Genomic DNA, 25,274 nt, shown 5'->3' with positions numbered 1-25,274 from the left:
TTATTCGTTCGATAATTGACTAATTTCGTCCAAAAATACAGATATTATTCATCTACCCATGTCATTAATATCCCCTTCCATACTGGCCGCCGACTTCGGCAATCTGCAGCGAGATATTGAGATGATTAACCGGAGCGAGGCTGAATATATCCATGTAGATATCATGGATGGTGTGTTCGTTCCAAATATCTCATTCGGTATTCCCGTATGTGAGGCAGCCAACCAACATGCTCAGAAACCACTGGATGTACACCTGATGATCGTGGAGCCGGACCGCTACCTGGAAGCATTCCGCAAAGCCGGAGCTCACATCATTACCGTCCACTATGAAGCCTGCACTCACCTGCACCGTACCATCCAGCACATCAGAGAACTGGGTGCCCTTCCGGGCGTAGCTCTTAATCCGCATACGCCCGTAGAGCTGCTTTCGGACATCCTGCCGGACCTGTCGCTGGTGTTGATCATGTCGGTCAATCCGGGATTTGGGGGGCAGAAATTCATTGAAAATACGTACCGCAAGATCGAGAAACTGGACCGGATGCGAAAAGAAATGGGTCTGGACTTCATGATCGAAGTAGACGGTGGTGTAAATACCCAAAATGCTCCTAAATTAACTCAGGCCGGTACGGATGTACTGGTAGCCGGTAGTTTTGTATTCAGTGCCAATGATCCGCTGGCTACAATTGCCGAACTGAAACGGGCAGCACAATAGCCTGATCGGCTCTGTGCTCCCTGTTACATACCCTTACTCTTAATTTCTAAAAGCTATGAAAATGAATTATTTTGCTTACCCCTACCTTCCAGTACTAGTGGACGGTAAAAATCAACGCCTGCACTCGTTCCTAATCTATTTACATTACCCCCTACTACCTAACCTGAACAAGTCCATAGATACCCTATGAAAGAGAAAACAAGATCTCTGATAGCCGGGCTTTTGTTAGTGTTTGTTGTATGTAGTAGTGTAGTAGGAGTAAACACAGAAGCTCCCCCGTCTTACCAGTTTCCTCTGAAAGTGGCTGCCAGCCAGACGTACCTGATCGATAAGACCAATCGGACTTTCCTGCTGATGGGTGATATATGTCTGCCAATACTCAGCAAACTTACCTTTGACGAAACCATCACTTACCTGGATACTCGTAAGAGCCAATCCTTTAATACTGTCCTACTCAACCTACTGCCCGATCAGACAGACGGTACCATCAAAAATAGAAAAACCCCTTTCCTGGCCGGTAATCATTCAAAACCTAATCCGGCTTACTTTGACTACGTTAATAAGATTGTACAGGCCGCTCACAACCGGAATATCCTGGTAGGGCTGGTAGTAAACTGGCCGGAAGGGGACTCACAATCTACCACCAATGAGCAGGCAGCCTACCAGAAGCTTGGGGAGTACCTGGGCAAGCGCTTTGCCACCTCCACCAATGTCTTCTGGATTGTGGATGAGAGCAGTCAGAACCGGAGCAACCGTGAATTTGCACTGGCTGTCAAGAAAGCGGCACCCAAGCACCTCATTGCGGCAATGATACCCGCCTATACAGATGGTACCGGTGTAGTAACCGCTGATCAAAATTGGCTTGATTTTGGCATACTAAATTCGTATTTCGCAGGACAGACTGCGTCAGAAGCCAGCCCCCAGGTACCTTATAGCTATTTAGCTGCCCGGCACGAAAGTCTCAAACCAAACAGGAAGCCTTTCGTAATGGCCGAACTCAAAGTCGATACTTCGGCTGTATCACCAACGGTACTTTCGCGTCAGCAGGCTTACTGGTCGCTGCTGGAAGGTGGCATGGGGTACTGTTACCGGAGCCAGGTTAGTGAGTTTCCTAAGAACTGGAAAAATAAGTTGAAAGAGGAAGGTATCCTGAACATGACCAGAATCTCAACGATTGTAAAAGGCTTTCCCTGGTACCTGATGAAGGCCGATACGAGTCTTTCCTTTTTGGTCAATGGTCAAACAGTATGGGGAGACTCGAGTTACATTACATGCAACTACCTGCCCAATCGTCGTATGGCGGTCATGTACATCCCAGCCGCAAGGGAACTGGAAGTAGACCTGACCAAACTGGAAGGTGACTATTTCAGAGAAGTATGGTACAGCCCCCGTACCGGAAAAAGATGGTTGGGTGGGCGGTATCCTTCCGGTACTAATCAAAAGGTAACCCCACCCGCCGATCAACCCGAATGGGACTGGATACTGATCATCGGAAATTCACCTAATTAGATCCTGTAGGTATAGGCAGTTTGTACAGTACCTGATTATGATTTCGTTTTAAATTTAAATACAAGTTCAGAATACAGCTTTTTGTAACGTTTCAATGGGAATGAATGGACATATACAGCGATTTACAAAGCTTCTTATTCTGTTAGTAGCGCTTCAGTGCCAGGTGGCGGTAGCTCAGCAAGTCATGTGGGCGAGTAAAGTACTTGGGTATTCGTCAGAGTACCGGCCGGGTTCGTACGGGCAGGAGTACCGAGCCTCTCAGATATTAGGCGCCCCTAATAAGTTACCTGATGTAGGCGATAGCCCCTGTGCCTGGACTCCCTCCCTACCCAATGGCGCCGCCGAAGAATGGATTAAAGTAGGATTTGCAAAAGCCATTCCGCTGCGACAGATAGCTATCGCCGAAAACTTTAATCAGGGAGCCATCAGTAAGGTATATGCCTTTGATGCCTCCGGTAAGGAAGTACTTGTATACGAATATGTACCCGCCCCTCAAACTAAGGAAGGTGGTCGTAATGCTTCGTCTGCCCAGGTCAAAGAGGTAGGCGGGATGTTCAACATCTTTCCCAAAGACAGCCTATTCTCGGCTATTGCCATCAAGGTTGTACTGCAGCCCAACCGGGTAAGCGGCTATAATCAGATTGATGCCATTGGTATCTCCGATGATATTACTCCCATTAAAGCCTCCATAAGCGTTTCACCCGAGGCTCCTAAGGACCTGGTCAAGGAGAACCTCGGAAAAACCATCAATAGCAAAGGACAGGAGGTAGCGCCGGTGATCTCTCCCGATGGGAAGACGCTCTATTTTACCCGAAGTAAATTTCCAGCTAATATGGGGTCGGCTGATAAGCAGGATGTGTGGGTGTCTACACTAGATAATGCGAATAACTGGGGCGAGGCTGTAAATATCAGCGCTCCTATCAATAACGCTGGCGACAATGCTATAACTGGTATATCGCCGGATGGAAAAATACTTTACCTCATCAATGTGTACCGCCCCGATGGTACTATGGTAACAGGACTATCCAAATCTTTCCGAACCCGCGATGGCTGGAGCTTTCCGAGAGAATGTCGTATACTGAATCACTACAACGATCATAAAAAGAACTTCACTGAATTTGCCTTTTCGCCTAAGGGGAACGTCATGCTGCTATCCGTGCAGCGGCGCGATACAGAAGGCAACAAGGATCTGTACGTCTCATTCCTCCGGCCCGATGATACCTGGACGGAGCCTAAGAACATGGGTAATGTGCTAAACACGGCCGATTACGAGGGTTCTCCGTTTATTGCGTCTGATAACAAGTCGCTGTACTTCACCTCGGCCGGACATAGTGGCTATGGGAACGGCGATATTTTTGTTTCGCGTCGGTTGGATGATACCTGGACCAACTGGTCCGAACCCGAGAACCTGGGTCCATCAATCAATACTCCCCAGTGGGACGGGTACTTTACCATTCCGGCGGCGGGTGATTACGCCTATTTTAGTTCGATGGAAAACTCTCTTGGGGAAGAAGATATTTTTCGCATCAGGCTTTATCCCGAAATCAAACCCGAGCCGGTTGCCATTATTTCAGGAAATGTAATGGATGCAGAAACCAACGCTCTGGTAAGTTCTCAACTGGTCACAGATATAAAAAGCACCAACGAAGAGATCAGTAAAATCACTTTCGAACCCGAAACGGGAGAATTTAAACTAATACTACCCCTTAAGGAAACTTACCGGATCACGGCCAGTCGGGAAGGCTTTTTTCCGGTAACGGAAGAAATCGACCTTTCCCGCGAAACCAACTTCCGGAATATCCGAAAGAACCTTGCATTGATTCCGATTAAGGAAGGACAGCGTATCCGTCTGAACCAGATCATGTTTGCTCAAAGTAGTGCCGATGTAGTCAACTCATCTTACCCCGAGCTGGACCGGATCGTTTCGATGATGAATAAATATCCAACTATGGAAATCCTGCTGGAAGGACATACTGACAATCAGGGTGATTGGCAGAAGAACGTAAAGCTATCGGAAGACAGGGTTATTGAGGTGAAAAAGTACCTAATCAAGAAAGGAATCGTACATGATCGTATCCAGACCAAGGCCTGGGGTCCAGCCAAGCCTATCGCCAGTAACCTGATCGAACAAACCCGTCAGTGGAATCGTCGGGTGGAGTTCACCATTCTGAAAATATAGTGTTGATGGGAAAATAAACGGAAGTTTTACCGATTGACTGCTACCTTTACCTCACGAGTGTATCCATTTTTAAGAAGAAACCATACTTGATGAAAAGTTACCTTGCCTTGTGCCTGATCGTGGCCTTGGGTCTGCTACTACGCGTGTATAATCTGGGGGACTATGCCCCTTATGTTGATGAAAAGTTTACGTTACTGAATGCCCAGGGAGTCTCTGTTGGCGGAGCCAATCAACCCGAAATACTCAACAATACCTACTTTACCCCCCAAGACTTCTGGAAACCCAAAAAGCTTGAAGACTTCTTTGGTGCCGTAGCCCGCTCCGACTTTGGCACCCACATCGTATACAATCTGCTTCTCCATCAGTGGATCAAAATCTTTGGACTATCTGACTTTTATGTTCGGCTGCTGAGCGCTCTTATCAATACGCTGACCATTGTTCTGCTCTTTAGCATGGTCAGGCATTTCCTGCGATCTAATACTATTGCCCTGTTTTCAGCCCTATTACTGGCCGTGGAGCCTCTCAATGTTGCTCAGAGCCATATGGCCCGCAGCTATACGCTTTCGTTCTTCCTGGTAGTAGCAGCCTCGTATATTTTTTTGCTACTACTCAAGGAGCAAAGGAATAACCGCAAGATCCTGTACCTGGTAGCATACACGCTTCTGGCATCCATGTCGCTGCTCAACCACTACCTCAACTTCCTGATCCTGGTTTCACACGCGGTGATCTGCTTGCTGTATGAGCGGCGTGCCCGCAACTGGGTATTGATGAGTATCGCCGGAGTGGTAAGTGGTGGAGTACTGCTATGGTGGCTGAACTTTGGAGGCGGACAATACTCCCTCAAATTCCTGAAGGACAAAAACGAACTACACTACAAGATAGCCCACATGCCCCAGGATCAGAACCCTCTGCGCGGCATAGTGGACCCCATCAACTTCAAGAGCGTATCGACCAAGGTAGTAGATATCTTTTACGATATGAATACACTTTCCAATGGTCTGTATAATTCAGTCATGGGTATCCGAAATTTCTTTATTACACTATTGCTTTTTGGCCTGATCCTATTCATAGCTAACCGGATCAAGAACGCACGGCTCATTCATGCGCTTGCAGCCATTGTCCCAACGGTGGTACTATTTTTCCTATACACCAGCTCCAAGTTGGATCTATTTCTGGTCCTGTTTTCGTACTACATCCTGCTTCTTTTTATCCGGTGGTTATATGATCGTTACCATAGTCTCGAGAGCAGTACCCTGAAGCTGGTGATGCTGGCCGTACTGATGTACCTTTTACCTATGGGCTATATCATATTTGATGCACTTAAATCAGGGCATACCACAAGCCTTTCACAGCGGTACATAGGTATGAGTATTCCGTTTGTTATTATTATCTATGCCATCGGACTTAGAGAAGCTTTTCGAAAAGGTATGCTGGTACAGTTGCTTACCGTAAGTTTCCTGTTTCTTCAGGGATACCATCTGTTACGTACCAATGTGAATATAGTTCGTGACACCTCTCCCAAGTATACGTACTTCGGCAAGCCTCGCATAGCTAATCCGTACCATACGACCGCTGACCGAATCGTTAAAGAATATAGTGAAGGAGATACAGTACTTATACCATCGCAGAATAGTAGCCTGTATTCCGGTGTTGTGGGGGAAGAGCGAACCAAGGGTATTACTGATGCACAATATATTAATCTCTACTTGCCTAAAGACGCCAGGATCATACAGCGTATTGATCTGAATGAACCGGATAAGGTATATATCAAACATGTGGATGGTACCCGCACCCTGATCTTTGATTTTGAAGGGCTAACGTACCGATACTGATCCGGCTACCAACCTATATATGCTACCGGTCGGTAACAGGGTGGGTAGTTCGTAAGGTATTTCAATAAATTCTTATTTCCTTTGCGTAGATTCCTTAAAAAGTCTAATTTGATGAAAAGGGGAAGACGCTGAAAGATTTTAGCAACAACTTCCCCTCTTTTGGAGTTGAGCTATACGGAATCCTTATTCCAACTACTACCACAATAGTAAACTACCAAATGATGTCCACAGTAGCGAATACACTACCATACTCACTGAAAGTAATCAAGCTGAACGTACTGCCCACACCTGCCTTCGCATACAACCAGCAAGTCGTAAACTATCTGCGTTAATCTGCCTAAATCCATCCATAAGTTTAAGCTATGATACAAGCAGACGCTTTCCGGGTTCACGGGATTACAACTTGTTATAGTACAACAATGAACCTACTACTCAAGACAGGTTATTTTTCACTACCGCCTCTATTCTAACGATCACTGATATAAAGTATGCCTCGAAAGGCTTTACATATTTTTATTTTTATAGCCATCCTGGTCCCCATTTTCATTTACTTCTGGGTATTTGACTTTTATGCCATCAATATACCCAAGTGGGATGATCATACTCTTAAAGAATTTTTATTAAACTATACCCAGGCTACTACCTGGAGCGAACGTTGGGCGGCCCTGGCCAAGCAGCATAACGAACACCGTATACTACTGACCCGATTGGTAGCCCTGATCGACTACCAGATTTTTGGCGCACTCAACTACGTGCACCTGATGCTGGTAGGGAACATTATGCTGCTGGGCGTAATCCTGCTATGCTGGCTGATCCTCCGGGCCAATAAAAAGCCTTTTTACACGCTACTGCCTATCCCATTTATATGGCTGACGCTGGCCTCATGGGAGAATATGTACTGGGGGATGGCTTCTATTCAGAACTTCGGGGTAGTAGTACTGGTACTCTGGGCCTTATACCTGAGTATATTACCACAGTTTGGGTATTTTATACTCTCCCTGTTTATAGTCGCGATAGCGGTAGTTACCAGCGGAAATGGTCTGTTGATACTTCCCATTGGAGCAGTGATCCTATTCCTGGCCAAGAAAGGCAGCCGCTTTGGTATCTGGCTGGTGATGAGCGGCCTTTATATTTACCTGTATTTCAGCACCTATTCTACTCCGGATTCCAATACCACCCACCGGGCAGGCCTGCTGGATCTGTTCAAGGGGTACATGGCGTTTCTGGGATCTTTTGCGGAGGCGTTTCCGGTACAGGATCACCTGCAGGTCTGTATCATTATGGGGGTGGTGCTGTTTCTGGTAGCCGTTTCCATTATCTCTACCAATCTTTTCCGGATAGTATTGAGTCATTACGAGTACCAGGCTGCCCGCACAACCGATCTTTTTTGTCTGGGAACGCTCCTGTTTATCTTGGGTACTGCCGCCATTGTAGTATACTCACGGGCTGACCTGGGGGTAGGCCCCCTCATCACGAGCCGGTACAAGATCTATTCGTTCCTGCTACTGATCATCGGATACCTATACGTAGTTATTCCCATCCGGGGTAGTTTTCTTTCGCCTTACGTATCCGGTATTGTTTTCTTTACGGTATTGTATAATATATTCAGCTACCATTATCACCTGGTAGATGCATTTAACCTGAGAAAGCAACTCACTACGATGCAATTCAATAATACATACGTTACCAAAAATCTGAAGCCGGACAAAGACACCTCCTTTGTAGCAAATCTGGTGGCAGATACGCCGATGTTTTATGAAAAGTGGCTCCGTCTGCTACCCGTAGCGACACGTCAGTCATTCGCCGGTACTACGCGTGGCATTGTAGAATTGTACAATCAAACCTCCGTTCAGACTCTGGACAATGCTGTCCAGGTACGGAATGAAAAGTATTCGAGCCAGCTGCTGCAGGATAGCGGCGTGTATATCCTTCTCAGCTCCAAAGACCGGTATTACCTTTTCCCTGCCTATAGAACCCGCAATGCCAACCGAAAACAGCTATTCCTGAAGCAGCAGTACTTTGCTCCCGGCTTTGGTGTTGATATTCCCTATTATGAAATAGTCCCCGACCGATATGCCGTGGGGCTGGTGCGTAAGCATGGTGATCAGATAGGTATATACTTTGGCAAAGATTCCATAACAACAAAAGCAGTTGAACAAGAAATTATCCGAAAGAATTGGTAAGTCCTGATATGCGTACAGTTTCAAATGGTTATCTTATTCAATTAGACGGACTTCGATTCGTAGCAGTAGCCCTTGTATTGGTAGATCACTGGCTGGCTGCCATCAACAAGATTCCCCTAGGCCCCTTAGGAGTTACGCTCTTTTTTGTACTGAGTGGTTTTCTGATCACCCGCATCCTGATGGTGAGTAAGGAAAAAACAGCGGGCAAGGAAGGTGGTCTGGGAGCCTACCTGAAGAAGTTCTACATACGGCGTACACTCCGGATCTTCCCGGTTTATTACCTGTCGATCTTTGTCCTGTATGTGCTTAATGTTCCTCCGGTTCGGGAAACACTCTGGTGGTGCGTTCTGTATGCAACCAACATTTACATAGCCGTCAACCAGCGGTGGCTGGGAGTGATTGACCATTTCTGGTCGTTGGCAGTGGAAGAGCAGTTTTATATTTTCTTCCCGTTTGTAATCTTCTTCATGCCCCGCAAGTGGCTGGTCCCCTTCCTTGGGCTTATGACGGTTTTAAGCGTGGCACTCCGAGCCTACTTCTACTACCGCGGGTACGAATGGGTCGTTAATTATGTTTCCATGCCTACCTGTCTGGACTCATTTGCCATGGGTGGCTTTATGGCCTGGCTGCAGCTGACGCACTTTGAAAAGTTCAAAAAGCTGTTTAGCAAAACAATCTGGATCTGGTTGGGTTTGGCTTCATGGATATTGGTAGTAACCTGGTCCAAAACCAACGTTGATATCAACGATCCGCGTACGGTTCATAATGTAGCTAATGATGTATGGGAGCGCTTTTTCGGATCAATCTTTTGCTTTTTCCTGATTGGGAAAGCGGTGCTTGGTTTTGAAGGGGGAATGAAGTGGTTTCTGGAAAATCCGGTAAGCAACTACCTCGGTAAAATAAGCTATGGCTTGTATGTGTACCATAACTTTGTGTACAACCACTTCCATAGTTCCCCCAATCACCCTACGGTCAGGTTACTGAATAAAATATATCAGTACCTGCCGGCGCTAACCGGCAATATGGTATTCGAACTTGTATTATTCTTTATATTGACCACCTTAGTAGCGTCACTATCCTGGTTTATTATAGAAAAGCCTATAAATAACCTTAAGGATCGTTATGCATACTAAAATATGGATATAATAGGTGCTGATACGCGCTATTTACTTAATTTTGAACAACTCAAACAAACTTCACATTAATGGCTTATTTACTGAGCATTGTAATGCCCGCCTACAACGAACAGGATTGTATCGAAAAAGTGGTGCAAAATTGGACTGACTTCCTCAGAAAGAAATTTCCCAATGATAAAACTACCCTGATCGTAATCAATGATGGCTCCAAAGACAAAACTGGAGAGCTGCTTGATAAGATAAAGGTTAATAATCCAAATCTAACCGTCGTACACCAGAAGAACGGAGGTCATGGCAATGCCGTTGTAAATGGATACCGCAAATCCCTTGAACTAGATTCAGAATTTGTATTCCAGACCGATAGCGATGATCAGTTTGTAACGGAGGACTTTGACAAACTGTGGGATAAGCGTAACCAGTCTGACTTCATTCTGGGTTACCGTGAAATACGTCACGATGCTCCGGTACGACTCTTCATCACCAAAGTACTTCGTGGTACTATCTCGACAGTGTATGGTACGTATATCTTGGATAGTAACATTCCCTTCCGACTCATCCGGGGTTCGTTCCTGCGCAAGCTCATGGCTCAACTTCCCGATCCTGAGCCTTTTGCTCCTAATATATTCCTGGCAGTGATGGCCAAGAAAGCCGGACAAGAAGTGTATAATATACCCATTACACACAAGGATCGTGCGACGGGTACCGTTTCCATCGTAAAGTGGAATCTCTGGAAGGTATGTATCCGCTCTTTCAATGAGCTGCTACGCTTCCGTATGGATCTAAATGATAAAGTAAAATCGATTCGGTCAACTAACTGATTACTGTGCGGAGGAAATATATGTTTGCCTTACTGATCATCCTTTTGCTTGCCCTGGCAGGCTACTTTTGGTTCAGAGGGTGGGGCCGCTCCGAAGCAGCCTGGACGTTAATTCCTTCTAACACGCTGGCGGTTATCAGCAGTGATAAGTTGCAGGACTCGGTATTTGTAGCGACGGATGCTCAGATCAACCTGAAAAACCTGCCTATCATTGACGCTGCCAGCGAAAATCTGGGGGTACTCAACTGGTTTACAACCGATGCGTCCCAGGTTGCCGCATTACTTCATGATAAAACCATTACCTACTCCTACCACCCTCGTTCGGGGGCCGGAGCAGGTATAATCATGTACATTCCAATCGTCAACGAACAGGAGAGACAATGGTTGGCATCGCCAAGGCGATCAGATATCCGGGTACTTCATCATACTTTTCAGGATCAGGAAATCACGGATATCAACGATACCCAGTCACGAAACCTGTTCTCTTACCTGATCAAGGATGATTACCTGATCATCAGCCGGTACGGAGATCTGATTGAGGATGTCATCCGTAAGTCATCCTCCCAGTTGCAGGCCTTTCTGCTGCAGAGCCAGTTTGAGCACGCCAATGACGCTGACTATGGATTTAGTCTGTACGTAAAGAAAGGAGCCTGGCAGAATCTGCTACTCAAGTCGGTCTACCCGGCCAACCTGATTGAGTTTGCAAAGTTGTTTCCCGGTCTGCAGGACTACCACCTGATCCAGTCGGGCAAAAACAAAACCATTTCTTTTCAGTCCATGGGTTGTGATCCTGAAGACAACTACCTGACAGCATGGATTGCGGATCAGGAGGGTATGCCTTTCAGTAACCATGGGCATATTTCACAGCAGACTTCCTACCTATATCGTATAGCCAGTAACGACAAGGCAGCTTTCAAAGAAAAGTACCTCAACTGGACCCAGAGCAACGCATCAGAGGCTCGCTTAAAGCTTAACTACTACATTGGTAGTGAGAGTAATCAGTTGACCGAGAATACCGGTTCTGAACTGATCCTTTGCCAGCTGGAAGAAAGCAACAGTATCAGCGATGGAAAAATACTGCTGGTCGAACTCTCCAACTATGATAAGATTCGCCCCCTGCTGTCCCGGCTCGCCCGACTCTCTACGCCCGAAGCCAATGTATCGGTAGATCAGTTTCAGGGATATGACCTGTTTTCGGTAGCTGTTACGGAACTTCCGGCAGGTCTGTACGGCCCGCTTTTTACTGGTTTTGCCCGTACCTACATTACTTATGTAGCCCCTTACCTGGTCATGAGTAACAACAGCCAGGCGCTCCGCAACTACATTGTGGATTATGAGAATCATCTTACCTGGAAGCAATCACCTGACTATGACAGCCTGCTCACCGACAAGTCGGATGTTGCTCAGCTATCGCTGGTCGTCAATGTACGGAAGGCGGAATCAGCCGTATCAAGTGCTGCTCCCGGACTGCACAGCGACCTCTCCCTCAAGATGGAGAGTCTGGTGTACGAATGCCGCTTCGACGGGGCAAAAGCCTATCCACGTCTGGCCCTGATTCCTAAAAAACAACGTACCTCCAGCAAAGTACTGAATCGGACATTTTTGAATACAGATATTCAGTGGCCACAGCTATTCGATCAGGAACTGGCTACTCTTCAGAATCCCGAGGACGGCAGCCCGGAGATCCTGCTCACGGACAAGACAAATACCCTTTTCAAGATCGATGATATCAAAGAAGGAAAAGTAAAACCACTGATCCGATTGGACGGCCCGCTGGCGACTACCTCTTACAAGGTTGACTTCCTGAATATCGGAAGGCAGCAACGCATTGTAGCTACTCCGCAGCGGGTATATGTACTTGATGAAGACGAACAGGGTATCGTTACGCCCTTGTCCACAACACTCATTGATGGACAGTCTATCAATTCGCTATACCGGGTAGATGGTGGGACTGATGGTAGCAGCAGGTTTGTACTGAAAACACCTGCATCGGACCTTTTTGTGTGGGATCGGGTAGGTACTTCACCCAGGCGAATAAATCGGTTTGTCAGTCTTGAAGATATACAGAGTCCGGTGGTAGCTTTGAACCAGCTAGGTAACAAGTACTTTATTGTAACCCAGCGAAACGGTAAGATCTACCTGTTCAAAGAGAATGGTATGGTGAAGCAGGGCTTCCCGGCCGACATCCTGACCCGAACCGAAAGCTCGTTTGCCTGGACTCAAAACCCCGTAACTAATCAGCCTGAGCTGGTAGGGGTAAGCTCGCTGGGTGAGTTGATCTACATTGATATGTCGGGCAAAATCATCTCCCGTAAGCAGCTGCTTCGTCCGGAGTCATCTACCCGCTTTAAATTGGTTTATGATAAAAACTCGCTGGACTGGCTGATTATCCGTGCCTCGGATACCCGTATGGCTATACTTAATAAAGAGGGTGAAGAGTTATTTGAGATAAAGAACCTACAACGTGGCTCAGCCATTCAGTACCACTTTTTTGGGTCGGATAACCGATTTATTTCAGTTCGTTCCGGTAGTTTTACCTCTTTATTTGATCTATCGGGCCGTCGCCTGGGCGATAAACCTATTCCATCAGATCAGCCGGTGGGTATTACCTATCAACCTGCTTTTTATAAATTGTTCGTATTCAGCCGCTCGGGCAGTAAAATTCAGACCTGGTCTATTAAGCTTAGATAAACAGCATGAAATTCCTTCGCTATTTATTTCTTACGATATTTAGTCTAATCTGGCTGGCTGGTTGCAGCCGTACCATCATGCAGCAGTTGGCCAAGGTAGAAATACTTCCTGACGACTACCGCTATGGTGACCTTTACCGGCTCTCCAACCTGCCGCAGTTCAGGGATGATCGTCAGTCTTGTCAGGAGTACACTCCCCCTACTAAGCCATCCGGCAAGAAGATTCACCTGTACCTTATCGGGGATAGTTTTACCGAAGCGCAGCGGGTCGGTGCGCAGGACTTTCCGGTAGATCAATACCAATACGTGCACTGGGAAAATGTACTTCATATAAAGCTGGATACAACAGCCACTAATATACTATTGCTGGAATCGGTAGAACGGCACTTCCGTGAACACCTAGCCACAGCCTCTATTACCAATCTGGTACCTGACAGCGCCACCTACCAGGCTGATCCACACGCTCCGCGCATCATGGCTGAAGTAGATAACCTTTTCTCTTCTTCACTAACCGAAGATCGTCTGGAACTATTGCTTTTCCAATACGATCCCATACTAGCCTTCAAAGAACTCAAAGCCAGCTTCAATTACCGTTTCTTTGACCGGGCTAATGATAAAGTCACGGTTTCTGAAGATGGTAATCACGTTGTTTACTACCTGGATACGGATACGACCAGCATTACTTCATCCTATGCACATATCCGTAATAGTCAGGTAGATACCCTGGTCCAGAATATTACAGAAAATACCCGTCGCTTTAAAGAGATGGGCTTTGATCATGTAGTACTTTCGATTATTCCTAACAAGAGCTCTGTACTGATCCCTTACTTTTACAACTACAACCAACTGATCGAGCGGATTTACAACCATCCGGCCTTACCGATTCCCTACGTAGATGTGCTGGAAGATTTCAGGAAGATCAAAGACCAATCGTATCTGATAGGCGATTCACACTGGACCTGCCAGGGGCAGTACCTGTGGCTTGATAAAGTAAATAACCTGATACTGGAACTGGCTAACAATCCATCAGGCAAAACAAAGCCCCTCTCCCAGACAAGTACTATATAAGCATATTCAGACTACTCAACCGGCACGGTGGTCGCAAGTACGATACCCTGGATATTTTGAGTAAGCTGACGCATCCGGTAGATACGCTCTTTGGGGTCATCCTCCCGCTGGTCCACGGGACAGGGTACTTCCTGTGCCAGGCTTTCTACGCTATACCCCAGCCGGTGGGCCAGACAGAACAAAAATGGCCGCCAGCCCCAGCCTATTTCTTTTTCCAGCGAGGACAGGTAAGGTATAAGCTTTCTATTAAAAAGGAAAGGACCGTATGTATAGTCAAAAAGCCTGGATATAACTTCGGCACAGCATCGGTTGATGGTGGTTTCGGTATGCTGTTGAAACGCTGGAAAGGTGGCAAAAGCGTCTTGTGACCGGCTGGCAAGCACTACCCCTACCTGATCTGAGTCGGGTGCTTCAAGAATAAACTCTTTCAGAGAGCTACGAAAAAACTCCGCCTTGTCGGGTTCGGTATACAGCACAAAGCGAACCGACTCATCCATTGCCTGCAGGCTTTGCCTAACCTGCGGCCATACACCTGCCTCATTTGCCTTGAAAACTGAAAACTTTGGAAATCCTGACAAATACTCAATGAACTCTTTTCCGGAGCCTCCGTCTGTAATGTAGACAGGCACATCCAGTTCGGCCAGATGCTGCATAGCTTCCCGCATCAGTTGCTCTTCCTGAGCATCCCGTACCCAAGTCAGGGTAGCAACCACAATGTGATCTTTATTCATAAAGGAATGGCATGAGTTGACTTTATGCCAGCCAACTTAAAAGAAAATTATGGATTTGAAAAGAGAAGTGCAAGCGGAGCAGTAGAGCAGGCTCCAACTTAGTAAAGGGTAAATAGCTATGAAGTACCGATTAATTATCTTCAGTAGGAATGAGGTGAGATAGAGAAGCAGAAATTTCAATGCAGTTCTGGTGGTGATCGCATGAGCATTGGGAGCCTGAGTTCTTTTCAGCCCTATCACTAACTTCTCCCCTGTTCTCTACCCACACCACTTCAAAAACAGGCTCTTCATAAACTGGCTCGTCAAGGAGTTGGGCCACCTGTAATATCTCATCCAGGACTTTATCAAGAGTAGTTTTGGGCCTACTTACGATCAGGTTGTGATTGATTTCACATCTACCGACGATCTTCCCCCCTATGCGCTCTAATTCCAGTTGATACATTCTATACATACTTATCTAGATACCTGTCATTATAACTTGCAAAAAGGTTACTTGTTTGAGTATTAATACTATTAACTCTAAAAAAGAATCTTTTATAGCTTCCTGGTTCTCAATTATAGTACTTATTCACGGATTGTAGAATACCGGTCAATAAAACTCCTGATTTATAGTATAAAAAAGCTTTTAACACTGGCAGACGTTTAGGGGTTTATTAATTATTACAAAGTAGTGATAGTTATGAAAATCAGTAAAACCTATGACTGGCGGGGCGAAGACTTCAGGTACGATGCAACATGTGAACACTGTGGATATATGATTACCAATAAAGAAGGGAAGGACGACTTCCACCTTTACAATCAGGTAATCCCATCAATGGTGTGTCCTAACTGTAACCGTAGCTCGAGTTTACAGCCAACTGACGAACCGCTCCCACCCATCGCGCCGGAGCATGATCCTAACATCACGATTTAAGTAGGGTACTGCCGATCATAAACGCTGGAGTACCTGCTTACAATTTTAAAATTTCTTTTGAACATAAAACCAACCCGTACCTTATGACACAGTTAGTTCATCACAAATACCAGGATAATGTTGTTAACCTCGCTCAGGTAGATTATATCAATCTATCCAGAACTACCGACGGAGGCTGTACTATCAACTTTATCAAACTTGTAGTTGTTGGCGATCACATCAATCATGTACCTATCTCTTCATGGAATTTTAGTGAAGCTGTTGAAGGGGAGAAGATTATCTATGATCTGGTTAAGACCTATGGTGTAGCGTATCCGTCTTCCATTGATACATTCATAGAAAAGCTACAAACACCTGACCCACTGAAAGGACATATTCAAAAAGATCATTAATCTAAATCTGTTTAATGACCTATCTAATAAAATAGCACACTACGCCTGCCTACTTATTGATTGACTAGGGGCAACATTGATATCAAGAAGAAACAAAAAAGACAATACCATACCATGACAAAATTAATTAAGCTCAACGATACAACACCAGTGGTCAATCTTGATCAGGTCGAATCCATAACCCTCTATGTAAGCCCACATGATGGCTCGCACAGTATACTATTTAACAAGACACTCACAGCCAATACAACCTTCGACCACTTTCCGATTGCAACCTGGAAGTTCATTAGCGAAGATGAGTGTAACTATGTGTATGGATGGCTGTTACAAGAGTACGGGAAACAAGTACCCGAGTACCATGGAGGCACCGGAAGAGGACACAGTATAATGTAAAATGCTGAGGAATACGTGGTGACCCTTTAAGCTGCACAAACCATGCATTTTAGAAACAAGAACGGCTCCCTTCGTATGAAGAGAGCCGTTCTTGTTTGCTTTGTAGGACGTAGCGGGCTCGAACCGCTGACCTCCGCCCTGTCAAGGCGGCGCTCTGAACCAACTGAGCTAACATCCTGCTTTCGGGTTGGCAAATATACTAATTTCCGGTACTGTCCAAACGGAAGCGATATACTTTTTGTGACGGAATACGGGATAGCAGTACCAGACCTACCACAAAGAACAGCAACAGAGCGAGTACACTGTTACGCATGCTACCGGTCACCTGCTCTACCAGACCGTATACCAGCGTACCCAGCACTATGGAAGCCTTTTCGGTTACGTCATAAAAGCTAAAATAGGAAGCCGTATCCTGCGTATCAACGGGTAGTAGCTTGGAGTAGGTAGCCCGTGACAGTGACTGTATACCCCCCATAACCATACCTACCACAGCAGCCAGTACAAAAAACTCTGTCTCCAGAGTAACGTAGTAAGCGCCTGTACAGATACCTATCCAAACAGCTACACCGATCATCAAAGCGTAAATGTTACCGAGCTTGCTGGATAGATAAGCAAACAGGTACGAACCGGCAATGGCTACGAGCTGGATTAGCAGTATGGTTATGATCAGGCTCTGATCGGGGAGTTTCAGTTCATTGGCTCCGAATATAGTCGCAACGTACATAACGGTCTGTACCCCCATGTTGAATACAAAAAAAGCCAGCAGGTAGCGGGTCAGGTTGGTCTGGCTCCGAACTTGGCCAAATACCTTTTTCAACTCCCTGAACCCGTTGAATATCCAGCTACCTTCTGTGGACTTGTTATGTGTATTGTTAGGAAGGTAACGGAATGGGATCTGCGCAAATAGCACCCACCATATACCAACGGTCAGAAAGGAGATCCGCGCCGGCAGTGAAGGATCGGTGATCCCGTACATAGCTGGAAAGAGCACCATGGATAGGTTAAATACCATCAGCAGTACACTACCAATATAGCCCAGCGAGTATCCACGCGCACTGTACCGGTCGAAGTTCTCTTCGGTAGCAATCTCGGGCAGGAACGAGTTGTAGAATACGATACTCCCACTCCACCCTATCAGGCTCAGCATAAAGGCCAGTACCGATATGGTTAGTGTATCGCGGGTAAAGAAGTACAGGAAGGCACAGCTGGCGGCTCCAGTGTAGCAGAATAGCTTCATGAACAGCTTTTTGCGTCCGGCATAATCAGCCATAGCGGTGCAGAATGGAATCAGCAGGGCCACCAGGAGAAACGACATGGAAACTGAATACGAAAAAAGCACGGAGCTTTTGATGGTAATCCCTAGAAAGTCGATGATATCGCCCCCCTGTTCGTTCTTTGCGGTAGCGTTGAAATAAATGGGGAATATACTGGAGACGATCACAAGCGAATGAACGGAATTGGCCCAGTCGTACATGCACCAGGCGTTGATGGTGCGAGGGTTATTTTTTTGCATGAGGAGAGTATTTGGGTGCAATATAAAAAAAGCGGCAGGTTTTACCTGCCGCCTCATTTTCCAAATATATTTTTGAATGAATTCTTCCTATTGAATCACCGGCTCAAACACCATGTGTGCATCCTGCTGTACACCGCTGACAGGTACCCGGTTCTTTAACGTCATCTTTGAACGGGTTAATTCTATTACACCAAACGCTCCCTTAAACTGGCTTACTTCAATATCAAGTACCTGTGAGTTATCTTTCAGATACCAGGTACCACCATTGACAACCTGACGGGTAGTACGGTCAAGTGCTTTGGTAACGTTGTTATCAAAAAACTGAATATCGAACATATAGATGGCCTGGGTCTCAAAGCTTAGCTGATTGGTAGGTATGGCTTTCCCGTTCACGTCTGTAACTGATATCAGACGCCAGGGATTAGAAACCAGCACCTTGTCTTTGGTTTGATTAGTAGGCTCCGGATCTGTAGTGTTGCAGGCAGAAAAAAGCACTACAAAAGCAAAAACCGATATGTAACTTAGTAAACGATTCATATAGTCGAACAGTTTTTATTAGGGAATCCCGGCAATGTTAAAGATTTTTGCAAAAGTAACGAATGTATGCGGTCAAATCTTATCAAGTGGTGAACTTTAAAAATATGTACCAGCGATTTCTACTTTTTATAGTCATACTACTTGTTCATCAGCGAGCGCTAAGCCAGGTATGTGAACCCGCTTTCAAACTGAGCCCTGTCACTCCCAACAATACGATAGAATGGTCTAAGTTTCCTGAGTTCTCCTTACCCTTTACAATCATCTACGAAGGTCCTCGTTTTGGTGATACCCAATCCCAGCCCTTAAAGCACGGATTCAGCCACCTTTCAAGCCTCAGCGGAGCTGAACCAAGTACCCTGCCTGTACAGAATCGGGCTCTCCTGTGGAATTCGGTTGCCACCGTTGATAACAAGCAGCCCTGGTCCATTTTCGGACTCGAAAGTCCCTGGGGTAATGATACAACCCTGTACCGAAACTACTGGAACAACTACCTGGAGTTCCTGGCCAACAGGTTCGACAACTCACGCGGTACTGGTTTACCCAAAGCCGATATTATATGCCTGGACGTAGAACGTATGCAGGAAGAAGACCGAGATATACTGCGGCTAAAAACAGACCGCCGTGTACCCGAACCATACCTTTCCCTATCAGATACTGAATTTTTGAGGACTTATAAACAGGACATCCGCTGGTGGTACAGTGAAGCCGTACGCCACCTCAAAAGAAAAGGCCTGGACCCGTCTACCAAAATTACCAGCTACAGCGATGTACCCGTACGCGGCACCTGGCTAAACATCACGGCCAACAGTTGGCAGGACTGGGCTACCAATCCTCTGCGAACCCACTACCTGATGAATGATAACAGTGGTAAGGTAGGCGGTCAATTTTATGAGCAAATGGACCTGCTGACCCCTTCAGCTTACTACTTTTATCCGTATTCTAATCCACTGGGGAAGGACTACCTGTCGTACCTGCTGTTTCAGATAGAGGTAAACCGCGCCTGGAGTGATAAACCCATCGTACCGTTTGTGTGGCTGCGCTACCATACCAGTTTCTCTCCGGATGCCAATCAGATTCCAGATTTTATGGCTCAGGCCACGGCTATTTTCCCATTCTTCTCAGGGGCAAAGGGACTGTGGCTATGGGATAGTAATCAGTACGAGCGTAATCGTCAGGAGAACTACGCCACCTACGAGCACTTTATCTATGGCCTCTATCGGCTTTCGGAATACGCCGATATGTTCCAGGGTAACTACGAACTGGTGATCCCTCAGTCGGCCCGGGACCATATGGAGCTCCGCAACCCAATCTGGCGGGGTGTGGTGAAGGGTGACCGGATACTCATCGCTGCTCAAAACACCTATGCTACTGAAAACCAGGATACTGAAATCACTGTCGCCTATCGCAACTGGTACAAGACCATTACCCTCAAAGGCCGTGAAGTATTCCTCTGCAGCTTTGATCTCAAAGACGTCATTGCCTCAGACGAAACGTACCTGGCCGATGCTCGTTTGTATCCCAATCCTACCAGTGAGCAGGCCTATATGATCCTGACGGGAGTAGGCGGGGGTGAAGTAGACTTCACCCTCACTGACGTAAGAGGAACAGTTATTTTGGAAAGCAAATACCGTGTACTTCCGGGTGACTCGCGCTACGAACTTCATCTGCCTGGCCTGGCGCCCGGTGTGTACATAGCTCGTATAGCAGGCAAGGACAAAGTTCTGACCCGGCGGCTCGTGATTGCCAAATAGTATTTCCGATAACTGAAACTAAGCAGCGTGAATAGATTAGCCAACGAAACCAGCCCTTACCTACTCCAGCACGCCCACAACCCGGTAGACTGGTACCCGTGGGGGGAAGAAGCACTCAGTAAAGCCAGAGAAGAAAATAAGCCCATTCTAGTCAGTATTGGCTACTCGGCCTGCCACTGGTGCCACGTGATGGAGCGAGAGAGCTTCGAGAAGGAGCAGATCGCGTCTATTATGAACGACAACTACATCTGCATCAAGGTGGATCGGGAGGAACGTCCTGATGTAGATGCTGTATACATGGATGCCCTGCAGGCGATGGGCACCCGCGGAGGCTGGCCTCTTAACGTATTCCTGTTGCCCGATGCCAAGCCCTTTTACGGAGTTACCTACCTACCTCCCCAGAACTGGGCCAACCTGCTGCTGAGTATCAAGACCGCTTTTACCAATCACCACAAAGAGTTGATCGAATCGGCGGAAGGCTTCGTGCAGAATATGATCATGAGCGAAACCGAGAAGTACGGACTGGCATCTACCTCCGACTCCTATACCGAAGATGAAGTAGATACTATGTTCGAGGTACTAAGGCGTAACTTCGATCGGGCTAAAGGAGGCATGAACCGGGCACCTAAGTTTCCGATGCCTTCCATCTACAAGTTTCTGCTCAGGTACTACGACCTTACCCAGCATCCCGAAGCCATTGCCCAACTGGAAACGACACTGGATCGAATAGCTCTGGGTGGAATCTACGACCACGTGGGGGGCGGATGGGCTCGCTACTCGGTAGACGATGAGTGGTTTATCCCCCACTTCGAGAAGATGCTCTACGACAACGCCCAGCTACTGAGCATTTATGCCGAAGCCTATACGCTTACCCGTAAACCTTTGTATGCTGATCGACTAAGACAGACCATTCAGTGGCTGCAACGCGAAATGCAGTCGCCAGAGGGAGGCTTTTATTCAGCTCTGGACGCGGACAGTGAAGGCGTAGAGGGGAAGTTCTACATCTGGACGGAAGACGAGCTACATGATATATTAGAGTCTGATTTTGAGTGGTTCGCTAAGTTGTATTCAATACGTACTGAGGGCAACTGGGAGCATGGCTACAACCACTTGCACCTTACGCACTCCGCCGAAGACACCGCCCGCCTCCAAGGGATCTATACCGATGATTTTGGGCAGAAGTACCAGACAGCGCTCCAAAAGTTAGCCGAGGCCCGCACCGCACGGGTACGTCCCGGTCTAGATGATAAGATACTTGCCTCCTGGAATGGGCTACTGCTGAAAGGGCTAACCGATGCCTATCGGGCCTTGGGTGATGAATCCATTCGGGAGACAGCGCTGGGCGTAGGTGAGTTTATCCTTACCCGAATGACAGATAACGGTAAGCTCTGGCACAGTTATAAGCAGGAGAAGGCCACCATTACGGCATTTCTGGAAGACTACGCAGCAGTAGCTGAAGGGTACCTCGGACTATACCAGATTACCTTTGACGAAAAATGGCTCCTGGAAGCGCAGACTCTTTGTGACTATACACTGGCAAACTTCTATGACCCGCACGACGAGTACTTCTACTTCACAGATGCCGCGGGCGAATCGTTAATTGCCCGTAAGAAAGAAGTCATTGATAACGTCATACCGGCCTCCAACTCGATCATGGCTCATAACCTGTACACACTTGGAGTCATACTGGACCGGGAAGACAACCTGGAGGTATCGGACAAGATGCTGTCCAAGATGCGGAAGATCATGCTCACGGATGTACAGTGGGTAACCAACTGGGCCGCTTTGTTCTGCACCCGCGTTACCCCTACCGCAGAGATCGTACTGGTGGGGCCCGAAGCCGATCAGTACCGTCAGGAGATAGAGTACTACTTTATACCTAATAAAGTAGTAGCCGGTACGCCGACTACCTCTCGCCTACCTTTGCTGGAAGGACGAACTACCATACAGGGAGAGACTGCCATCTACGTCTGTTTTAACAAAACCTGTCAGCTTCCTGTTACGAGTGTAGAGAAAGCATTTCAGCAGTTAAGAGAGGCCAGGAGTATGTAGTTGGGTTTTGTAAAGATATCAGGTGATTGGCAGACTTAAATGTATGGTCTAAGCTACGTAGACTCATTAACTAAGAACTCATCGACTCATATACTTATTTAAGACGTTCCGGATTCTCGTTTAAGAAGGCTCCCCAACCTCCTTTCTTAGCTTTTTTGCCAGAACCTCCGCCTCCAATCGAAGCAGGAGCTGTAGCGTGATAGTGATGACAGATGGCAATGGCTATGCCGTCGGTAGCATCCATAAACTCCCGGCTCAGCTCCATTTTGAGGATATTCTCGAGCATATAGGCTACCTGCTCTTTAGTAGCGTTACCATTGCCGGTTACCGACTGCTTTATCTTTTTTGGGGAGTACTCAACGATAGGTATACTGCGCGCGAGAGCCGCCGCCATGGCTACTCCCTGGGCACGGCCCAGTTTAAGCATAGATTGGGCATTTTTACCAAAAAATGGATCCTCAATGGCCATTTCGTCGGGAAGATACTCGTCTATGAGCTGGCTGATCCGTTCAAAGATTTTCTTTAACTTCAACTCATGGGTACTATATTTGCTGAGATGGATGACCCCGTACTGAACCAGACTAATCTGCTGGTTTTTGACCATAATAACCCCATACCCGGTTACCTGCGTACCCGGATCCACCCCGATTATAATCTTTTCGGGCGTCTCTACTTTTGTCGCACCAGCGCTGGTTCCCACTTCTTTTTGAATCATCATGGTGCAAGATAAACAACTACCACTTCCAAACGACAAAACGGTATCCAGAAAGCTGTGGTGGTTGCTTAAATTTTTCGTAACCGGACTTGTACTCAGCTATATATTTTCAACCCTTCAGTCAGAGCAAAAAGGGGTACAGTCCATTGGTGTAGTACTGGGTCAGCTGTGGGTAAAAGAAAATGGCATTACCCTACTGACCATGCTCCTGCTGGTCCCGGCCAATTGGGCACTCGAAAGTCTGAAATGGCAACGACTGGCGCTGAAAGCAGTACCTGTCACATTCAAGGAAGCATTTAGGAGTACCCTTACCGGGCTGGCCGTGGGAGTAGCCGTACCCGCTCAATTAGGCGATACCCTGGGTCGGGTAGCTTCACTACGTTCTGATAAGCGCCTGCTAGCCATCGGAGCTGCCGTGGTTTCAAATGGTATCCAGTTTTATGTTTCGCTGGTAGTCGGGCTGGTGAGCTGGTCACTGGTAGGTAGTTCGGTTCCGGTTTCACCTACCTTGTCTACAATCATTTCAGGAGGATTAATATTCCTGGTCGTACTGGGGCCGGTTGTAGCTTATTTTCGTAAATCGCTGACCCGCTGGAAATCAAATTTCGCTTTTATTAATAAAATTGCTCCCTACTTTCAGGTGATCAGCCGGTACGAAGCCGGGGATCTGCTCCCCCCTCTCCTGTACGGTATGTTCCGATACCTGGTGTTTATGCTGCAGTTTGTGCTGGCGCTTACGCTCTTTAACTTCCCCCTGACCCTGGTTGAACTTACCGCCTGCGTCGGACTAATCCTCCTCGCCAAGACTATCATTCCGGCTATCAACCTGTTTGGTGACCTGGGACTTCGGGAGTTTATCGCATTGTTTTTGTTCAGCCAATATGGTCTGCCCTCCGAGCAGGTTATAACGGCTACCCTATTAGTGTGGGCGATCAATATTCTTGGTCCGCTATTGGTAGGTATCGTACTGGTGTGGCAGCACAAATGGCTTTCCCGACATGATTGAAATACTTGTAGATATACTTTGGGTGCTAATTGGAAGCTACTCCCTCTTTACTATAGGGCTGCTGTTCCTGTGGAGGTCTATTCCCAAAAACAAGATAAAAAGTACCGCTACTTCCACTACGATATCGGTGATTATACCCGTACGGAATGAAGCTGCTAATATTCTTCACCTGCTACGTGACCTGGAGGGGCAGTCACTTCCCTACCACCAGTTTGAAGTGATCATTGTGGACGATTCTTCGACCGATAACACCGCTGAACTGGTAAATACGTTTCGGGCAGGTTCTTCCTGTCGGATCCACTTGCTTCCACTTACAGATACCTTTACAGAATCGCCTAAGAAACGAGCTATTGAGTCAGCCATACACATAGCTACAGGTGAGCTCATTGTCACGACCGATGGTGACTGCCGCGTAGGGCCCGGTTGGCTGGAGGCTATTGCGACCTGTTACGAACAAACTTCGGCTCGCCTGATTAGTGGTCCGGTTACGTTTACTGCGGAAACATCCCTTACTGACCACCTGCAAACGGTAGAGTTCTCCAGTCTGATCGGAAGCGGTGCCTGTACCATTGCCGCCGGTAAACCTACCATGTGCAACGGAGCTAATCTTACTTATACCAGAGAGGTATTCTTCGACGTGGATGGCTTTGAAGGTACCAGACACGTGGCCTCGGGGGATGATGAATTTCTGCTGCATAAGATCTCGTCCCGTTATCCTGACCAGATTCAGTTCCTGAAACATCCTGAGGCAATAGTACAAACAGGTCCCCACAGGCAATGGATGCAGTTCTACCGGCAGCGGAAGCGCTGGGCCAGCAAGTGGAAACATTATAAGAGCAAATCTCCGGTCATACTAGCCCTGTATGTTTTCAGTTGTAATGCCGCCTTACTGGTAGCTCCTATCCTGGCGGTAAGCGGATTTATCACGTTCACTACTTTGCTGGCTATGTTGCTGCTGAAATGGATACCTGAGTGGCTATATATTGGCCGAGTCCTGTTGTTTCTGAAGAAGAAGAGGTCTATCCCCTATATTCCATTAGTACAGCTTATCTACCCTTTCTATGTAACGTTCTTTGGTCTGGCGGTACAGCGACCCGAATATGAATGGAAAGGCCGGAAGCTGGTTTAAGAAAACTTTTACATCA

At 46.9% G+C, this 25,274-nt stretch carries 21 protein-coding genes and 1 tRNA gene; 16 read left to right on the top strand and 6 right to left on the bottom strand.

All coding sequences use genetic code 11. The features are described from left to right. Nucleotides 1-58: 58 nt before the first annotated feature. The 9 genes from rpe to JUB14_RS21800 all read left to right on the top strand — a co-directional run bounded on the left by rpe (nucleotide 59) and on the right by JUB14_RS21800 (nucleotide 14,126). Entirely contained in the window at nucleotides 59-712 is a 654-nt protein-coding gene (gene rpe / locus JUB14_RS21840; RefSeq protein WP_207508953.1) for a ribulose-phosphate 3-epimerase, read from the top strand. 186 nt (nucleotides 713-898) lie between these two features. Continuing rightward, the gene (locus tag JUB14_RS21835; protein ID WP_207508952.1) at nucleotides 899-2,221 is read left to right on the top strand and encodes an apiosidase-like domain-containing protein; all 1,323 of its coding nucleotides are present in this window, start codon (nucleotides 899-901) and stop codon (nucleotides 2,219-2,221) included. A gap of 100 nt (nucleotides 2,222-2,321) precedes the next feature. Continuing rightward, complete coding sequence (locus tag JUB14_RS21830; RefSeq protein WP_207508951.1) at nucleotides 2,322-4,400, top strand: OmpA family protein; 2,079 nt, start codon at nucleotides 2,322-2,324, stop codon at nucleotides 4,398-4,400. Between the two features lie 89 nt (nucleotides 4,401-4,489). Continuing rightward, the gene (locus JUB14_RS21825; protein ID WP_207508950.1) at nucleotides 4,490-6,232 is read left to right on the top strand and encodes a glycosyltransferase family 39 protein; all 1,743 of its coding nucleotides are present in this window, start codon (nucleotides 4,490-4,492) and stop codon (nucleotides 6,230-6,232) included. A 488-nt stretch (nucleotides 6,233-6,720) separates the two neighbouring features. After that, complete coding sequence (locus JUB14_RS21820) at nucleotides 6,721-8,415, top strand: hypothetical protein (RefSeq protein WP_207508949.1); 1,695 nt, start codon at nucleotides 6,721-6,723, stop codon at nucleotides 8,413-8,415. A gap of 8 nt (nucleotides 8,416-8,423) precedes the next feature. Then, the gene (locus tag JUB14_RS21815) at nucleotides 8,424-9,548 is read left to right on the top strand and encodes an acyltransferase family protein (protein ID WP_207508948.1); all 1,125 of its coding nucleotides are present in this window, start codon (nucleotides 8,424-8,426) and stop codon (nucleotides 9,546-9,548) included. 71 nt (nucleotides 9,549-9,619) lie between these two features. Next, nucleotides 9,620-10,369 carry a glycosyltransferase family 2 protein gene (locus JUB14_RS21810; protein ID WP_207508947.1) on the top strand — a complete coding sequence of 250 codons (750 nt, stop codon included), beginning with the start codon at nucleotides 9,620-9,622 and terminating at the stop codon, nucleotides 10,367-10,369. A gap of 20 nt (nucleotides 10,370-10,389) precedes the next feature. After that, complete coding sequence (locus JUB14_RS21805; protein WP_229368121.1) at nucleotides 10,390-13,059, top strand: hypothetical protein; 2,670 nt, start codon at nucleotides 10,390-10,392, stop codon at nucleotides 13,057-13,059. A gap of 5 nt (nucleotides 13,060-13,064) precedes the next feature. Beyond that, entirely contained in the window at nucleotides 13,065-14,126 is a 1,062-nt protein-coding gene (locus tag JUB14_RS21800) for a hypothetical protein (RefSeq protein WP_207508945.1), read from the top strand. Between the two features lie 11 nt (nucleotides 14,127-14,137). Here the strand turns inward: JUB14_RS21800 and JUB14_RS21795 are convergent, their stop codons facing one another. Both JUB14_RS21795 and JUB14_RS21790 read right to left on the bottom strand, forming a co-directional pair. Further along, nucleotides 14,138-14,857, bottom strand: coding sequence for a hypothetical protein (locus JUB14_RS21795; protein WP_207508944.1), 720 nt, complete (start codon nucleotides 14,855-14,857; stop codon nucleotides 14,138-14,140). 130 nt (nucleotides 14,858-14,987) lie between these two features. After that, nucleotides 14,988-15,299, bottom strand: a complete 312-nt coding sequence (locus tag JUB14_RS21790) for a hypothetical protein (RefSeq protein WP_207508943.1) — start codon at nucleotides 15,297-15,299, stop codon at nucleotides 14,988-14,990. A gap of 237 nt (nucleotides 15,300-15,536) precedes the next feature. Between JUB14_RS21790 and JUB14_RS21785 the strand changes: the two genes are divergently transcribed. From JUB14_RS21785 to JUB14_RS21775, 3 genes are all read left to right on the top strand, one after another. After that, nucleotides 15,537-15,770, top strand: coding sequence for a hypothetical protein (locus JUB14_RS21785; protein ID WP_207508942.1), 234 nt, complete (start codon nucleotides 15,537-15,539; stop codon nucleotides 15,768-15,770). 83 nt (nucleotides 15,771-15,853) lie between these two features. Continuing rightward, nucleotides 15,854-16,162 (top strand): hypothetical protein, encoded by a 309-nt coding sequence (locus JUB14_RS21780; protein ID WP_207508941.1) that lies wholly within the window; start codon nucleotides 15,854-15,856, stop codon nucleotides 16,160-16,162. Between the two features lie 114 nt (nucleotides 16,163-16,276). Beyond that, complete coding sequence (locus JUB14_RS21775) at nucleotides 16,277-16,555, top strand: hypothetical protein (protein WP_207508940.1); 279 nt, start codon at nucleotides 16,277-16,279, stop codon at nucleotides 16,553-16,555. A 103-nt stretch (nucleotides 16,556-16,658) separates the two neighbouring features. Here JUB14_RS21775 and JUB14_RS21770 read toward each other — a convergent pair. The 3 genes from JUB14_RS21770 to JUB14_RS21760 all read right to left on the bottom strand — a co-directional run bounded on the left by JUB14_RS21770 (nucleotide 16,659) and on the right by JUB14_RS21760 (nucleotide 18,605). Continuing rightward, nucleotides 16,659-16,733: transfer RNA gene (locus JUB14_RS21770), tRNA-Val, on the bottom strand. Nucleotides 16,734-16,754: 21 nt separating this feature from the next. Further along, the gene (locus JUB14_RS21765; RefSeq protein ID WP_207508939.1) at nucleotides 16,755-18,068 is read right to left on the bottom strand and encodes an MFS transporter; all 1,314 of its coding nucleotides are present in this window, start codon (nucleotides 18,066-18,068) and stop codon (nucleotides 16,755-16,757) included. A gap of 87 nt (nucleotides 18,069-18,155) precedes the next feature. Further along, a complete protein-coding gene (locus JUB14_RS21760; protein WP_207508938.1) occupies nucleotides 18,156-18,605 on the bottom strand; it encodes a hypothetical protein in 450 nt (149 codons plus the stop codon). 104 nt (nucleotides 18,606-18,709) lie between these two features. Between JUB14_RS21760 and JUB14_RS21755 the strand changes: the two genes are divergently transcribed. Both JUB14_RS21755 and JUB14_RS21750 read left to right on the top strand, forming a co-directional pair. Next, entirely contained in the window at nucleotides 18,710-20,356 is a 1,647-nt protein-coding gene (locus JUB14_RS21755; protein ID WP_229368118.1) for a T9SS type A sorting domain-containing protein, read from the top strand. 27 nt (nucleotides 20,357-20,383) lie between these two features. Beyond that, nucleotides 20,384-22,408, top strand: a complete 2,025-nt coding sequence (locus JUB14_RS21750; protein ID WP_207508936.1) for a thioredoxin domain-containing protein — start codon at nucleotides 20,384-20,386, stop codon at nucleotides 22,406-22,408. Nucleotides 22,409-22,502: 94 nt separating this feature from the next. On the opposite strand, the gene ruvC is transcribed toward JUB14_RS21750, so the two are convergent. After that, nucleotides 22,503-23,126: a crossover junction endodeoxyribonuclease RuvC gene (gene ruvC, locus JUB14_RS21745; protein WP_229368115.1), complete on the bottom strand. Its 624-nt coding sequence runs from the start codon at nucleotides 23,124-23,126 to the stop codon at nucleotides 22,503-22,505. Here ruvC and JUB14_RS21740 point away from each other — a divergent pair. Together JUB14_RS21740 and JUB14_RS21735 are read left to right on the top strand one after the other, a co-directional pair. Further along, nucleotides 23,125-24,129, top strand: a complete 1,005-nt coding sequence (locus tag JUB14_RS21740) for a lysylphosphatidylglycerol synthase domain-containing protein (RefSeq protein WP_207508935.1) — start codon at nucleotides 23,125-23,127, stop codon at nucleotides 24,127-24,129. The genes ruvC and JUB14_RS21740 overlap by 2 nt on opposite strands. Continuing rightward, nucleotides 24,122-25,258 (top strand): glycosyltransferase, encoded by a 1,137-nt coding sequence (locus JUB14_RS21735; RefSeq protein ID WP_207508934.1) that lies wholly within the window; start codon nucleotides 24,122-24,124, stop codon nucleotides 25,256-25,258. The genes JUB14_RS21740 and JUB14_RS21735 overlap by 8 nt, the downstream gene beginning before the upstream one ends. Nucleotides 25,259-25,274 lie beyond the last annotated feature (16 nt).

It is taken from the genome of Telluribacter humicola, assembly GCF_017355935.1.
Taxonomy (GTDB): domain Bacteria; phylum Bacteroidota; class Bacteroidia; order Cytophagales; family Spirosomataceae; genus Telluribacter; species Telluribacter humicola.
This window is presented reverse-complemented; position numbering and strand designations above follow the sequence as displayed.

What these genes read in the sequence shown, in the direction of transcription:
- rpe (WP_207508953.1), top strand. Translation starts at nt 59, where the DNA reads ATGTCATTAATATCCCCTTCCATACTGGCCGCCGACTTCGGCAATCTG.
- JUB14_RS21835 (WP_207508952.1), top strand. Translation starts at nt 899, where the DNA reads ATGAAAGAGAAAACAAGATCTCTGATAGCCGGGCTTTTGTTAGTGTTT.
- JUB14_RS21830 (WP_207508951.1), top strand. Translation starts at nt 2,322, where the DNA reads ATGAATGGACATATACAGCGATTTACAAAGCTTCTTATTCTGTTAGTA.
- JUB14_RS21825 (WP_207508950.1), top strand. Translation starts at nt 4,490, where the DNA reads ATGAAAAGTTACCTTGCCTTGTGCCTGATCGTGGCCTTGGGTCTGCTA.
- JUB14_RS21820 (WP_207508949.1), top strand. Translation starts at nt 6,721, where the DNA reads ATGCCTCGAAAGGCTTTACATATTTTTATTTTTATAGCCATCCTGGTC.
- JUB14_RS21815 (WP_207508948.1), top strand. Translation starts at nt 8,424, where the DNA reads ATGCGTACAGTTTCAAATGGTTATCTTATTCAATTAGACGGACTTCGA.
- JUB14_RS21810 (WP_207508947.1), top strand. Translation starts at nt 9,620, where the DNA reads ATGGCTTATTTACTGAGCATTGTAATGCCCGCCTACAACGAACAGGAT.
- JUB14_RS21805 (WP_229368121.1), top strand. Translation starts at nt 10,390, where the DNA reads ATGTTTGCCTTACTGATCATCCTTTTGCTTGCCCTGGCAGGCTACTTT.
- JUB14_RS21800 (WP_207508945.1), top strand. Translation starts at nt 13,065, where the DNA reads ATGAAATTCCTTCGCTATTTATTTCTTACGATATTTAGTCTAATCTGG.
- JUB14_RS21795 (WP_207508944.1), bottom strand. Translation starts at nt 14,857, where the DNA reads ATGAATAAAGATCACATTGTGGTTGCTACCCTGACTTGGGTACGGGAT.
- JUB14_RS21790 (WP_207508943.1), bottom strand. Translation starts at nt 15,299, where the DNA reads ATGTATCAACTGGAATTAGAGCGCATAGGGGGGAAGATCGTCGGTAGA.
- JUB14_RS21785 (WP_207508942.1), top strand. Translation starts at nt 15,537, where the DNA reads ATGAAAATCAGTAAAACCTATGACTGGCGGGGCGAAGACTTCAGGTAC.
- JUB14_RS21780 (WP_207508941.1), top strand. Translation starts at nt 15,854, where the DNA reads ATGACACAGTTAGTTCATCACAAATACCAGGATAATGTTGTTAACCTC.
- JUB14_RS21775 (WP_207508940.1), top strand. Translation starts at nt 16,277, where the DNA reads ATGACAAAATTAATTAAGCTCAACGATACAACACCAGTGGTCAATCTT.
- JUB14_RS21765 (WP_207508939.1), bottom strand. Translation starts at nt 18,068, where the DNA reads ATGCAAAAAAATAACCCTCGCACCATCAACGCCTGGTGCATGTACGAC.
- JUB14_RS21760 (WP_207508938.1), bottom strand. Translation starts at nt 18,605, where the DNA reads ATGAATCGTTTACTAAGTTACATATCGGTTTTTGCTTTTGTAGTGCTT.
- JUB14_RS21755 (WP_229368118.1), top strand. Translation starts at nt 18,710, where the DNA reads ATGTACCAGCGATTTCTACTTTTTATAGTCATACTACTTGTTCATCAG.
- JUB14_RS21740 (WP_207508935.1), top strand. Translation starts at nt 23,125, where the DNA reads ATGGTGCAAGATAAACAACTACCACTTCCAAACGACAAAACGGTATCC.
- ruvC (WP_229368115.1), bottom strand. Translation starts at nt 23,126, where the DNA reads ATGATGATTCAAAAAGAAGTGGGAACCAGCGCTGGTGCGACAAAAGTA.
- JUB14_RS21735 (WP_207508934.1), top strand. Translation starts at nt 24,122, where the DNA reads ATGATTGAAATACTTGTAGATATACTTTGGGTGCTAATTGGAAGCTAC.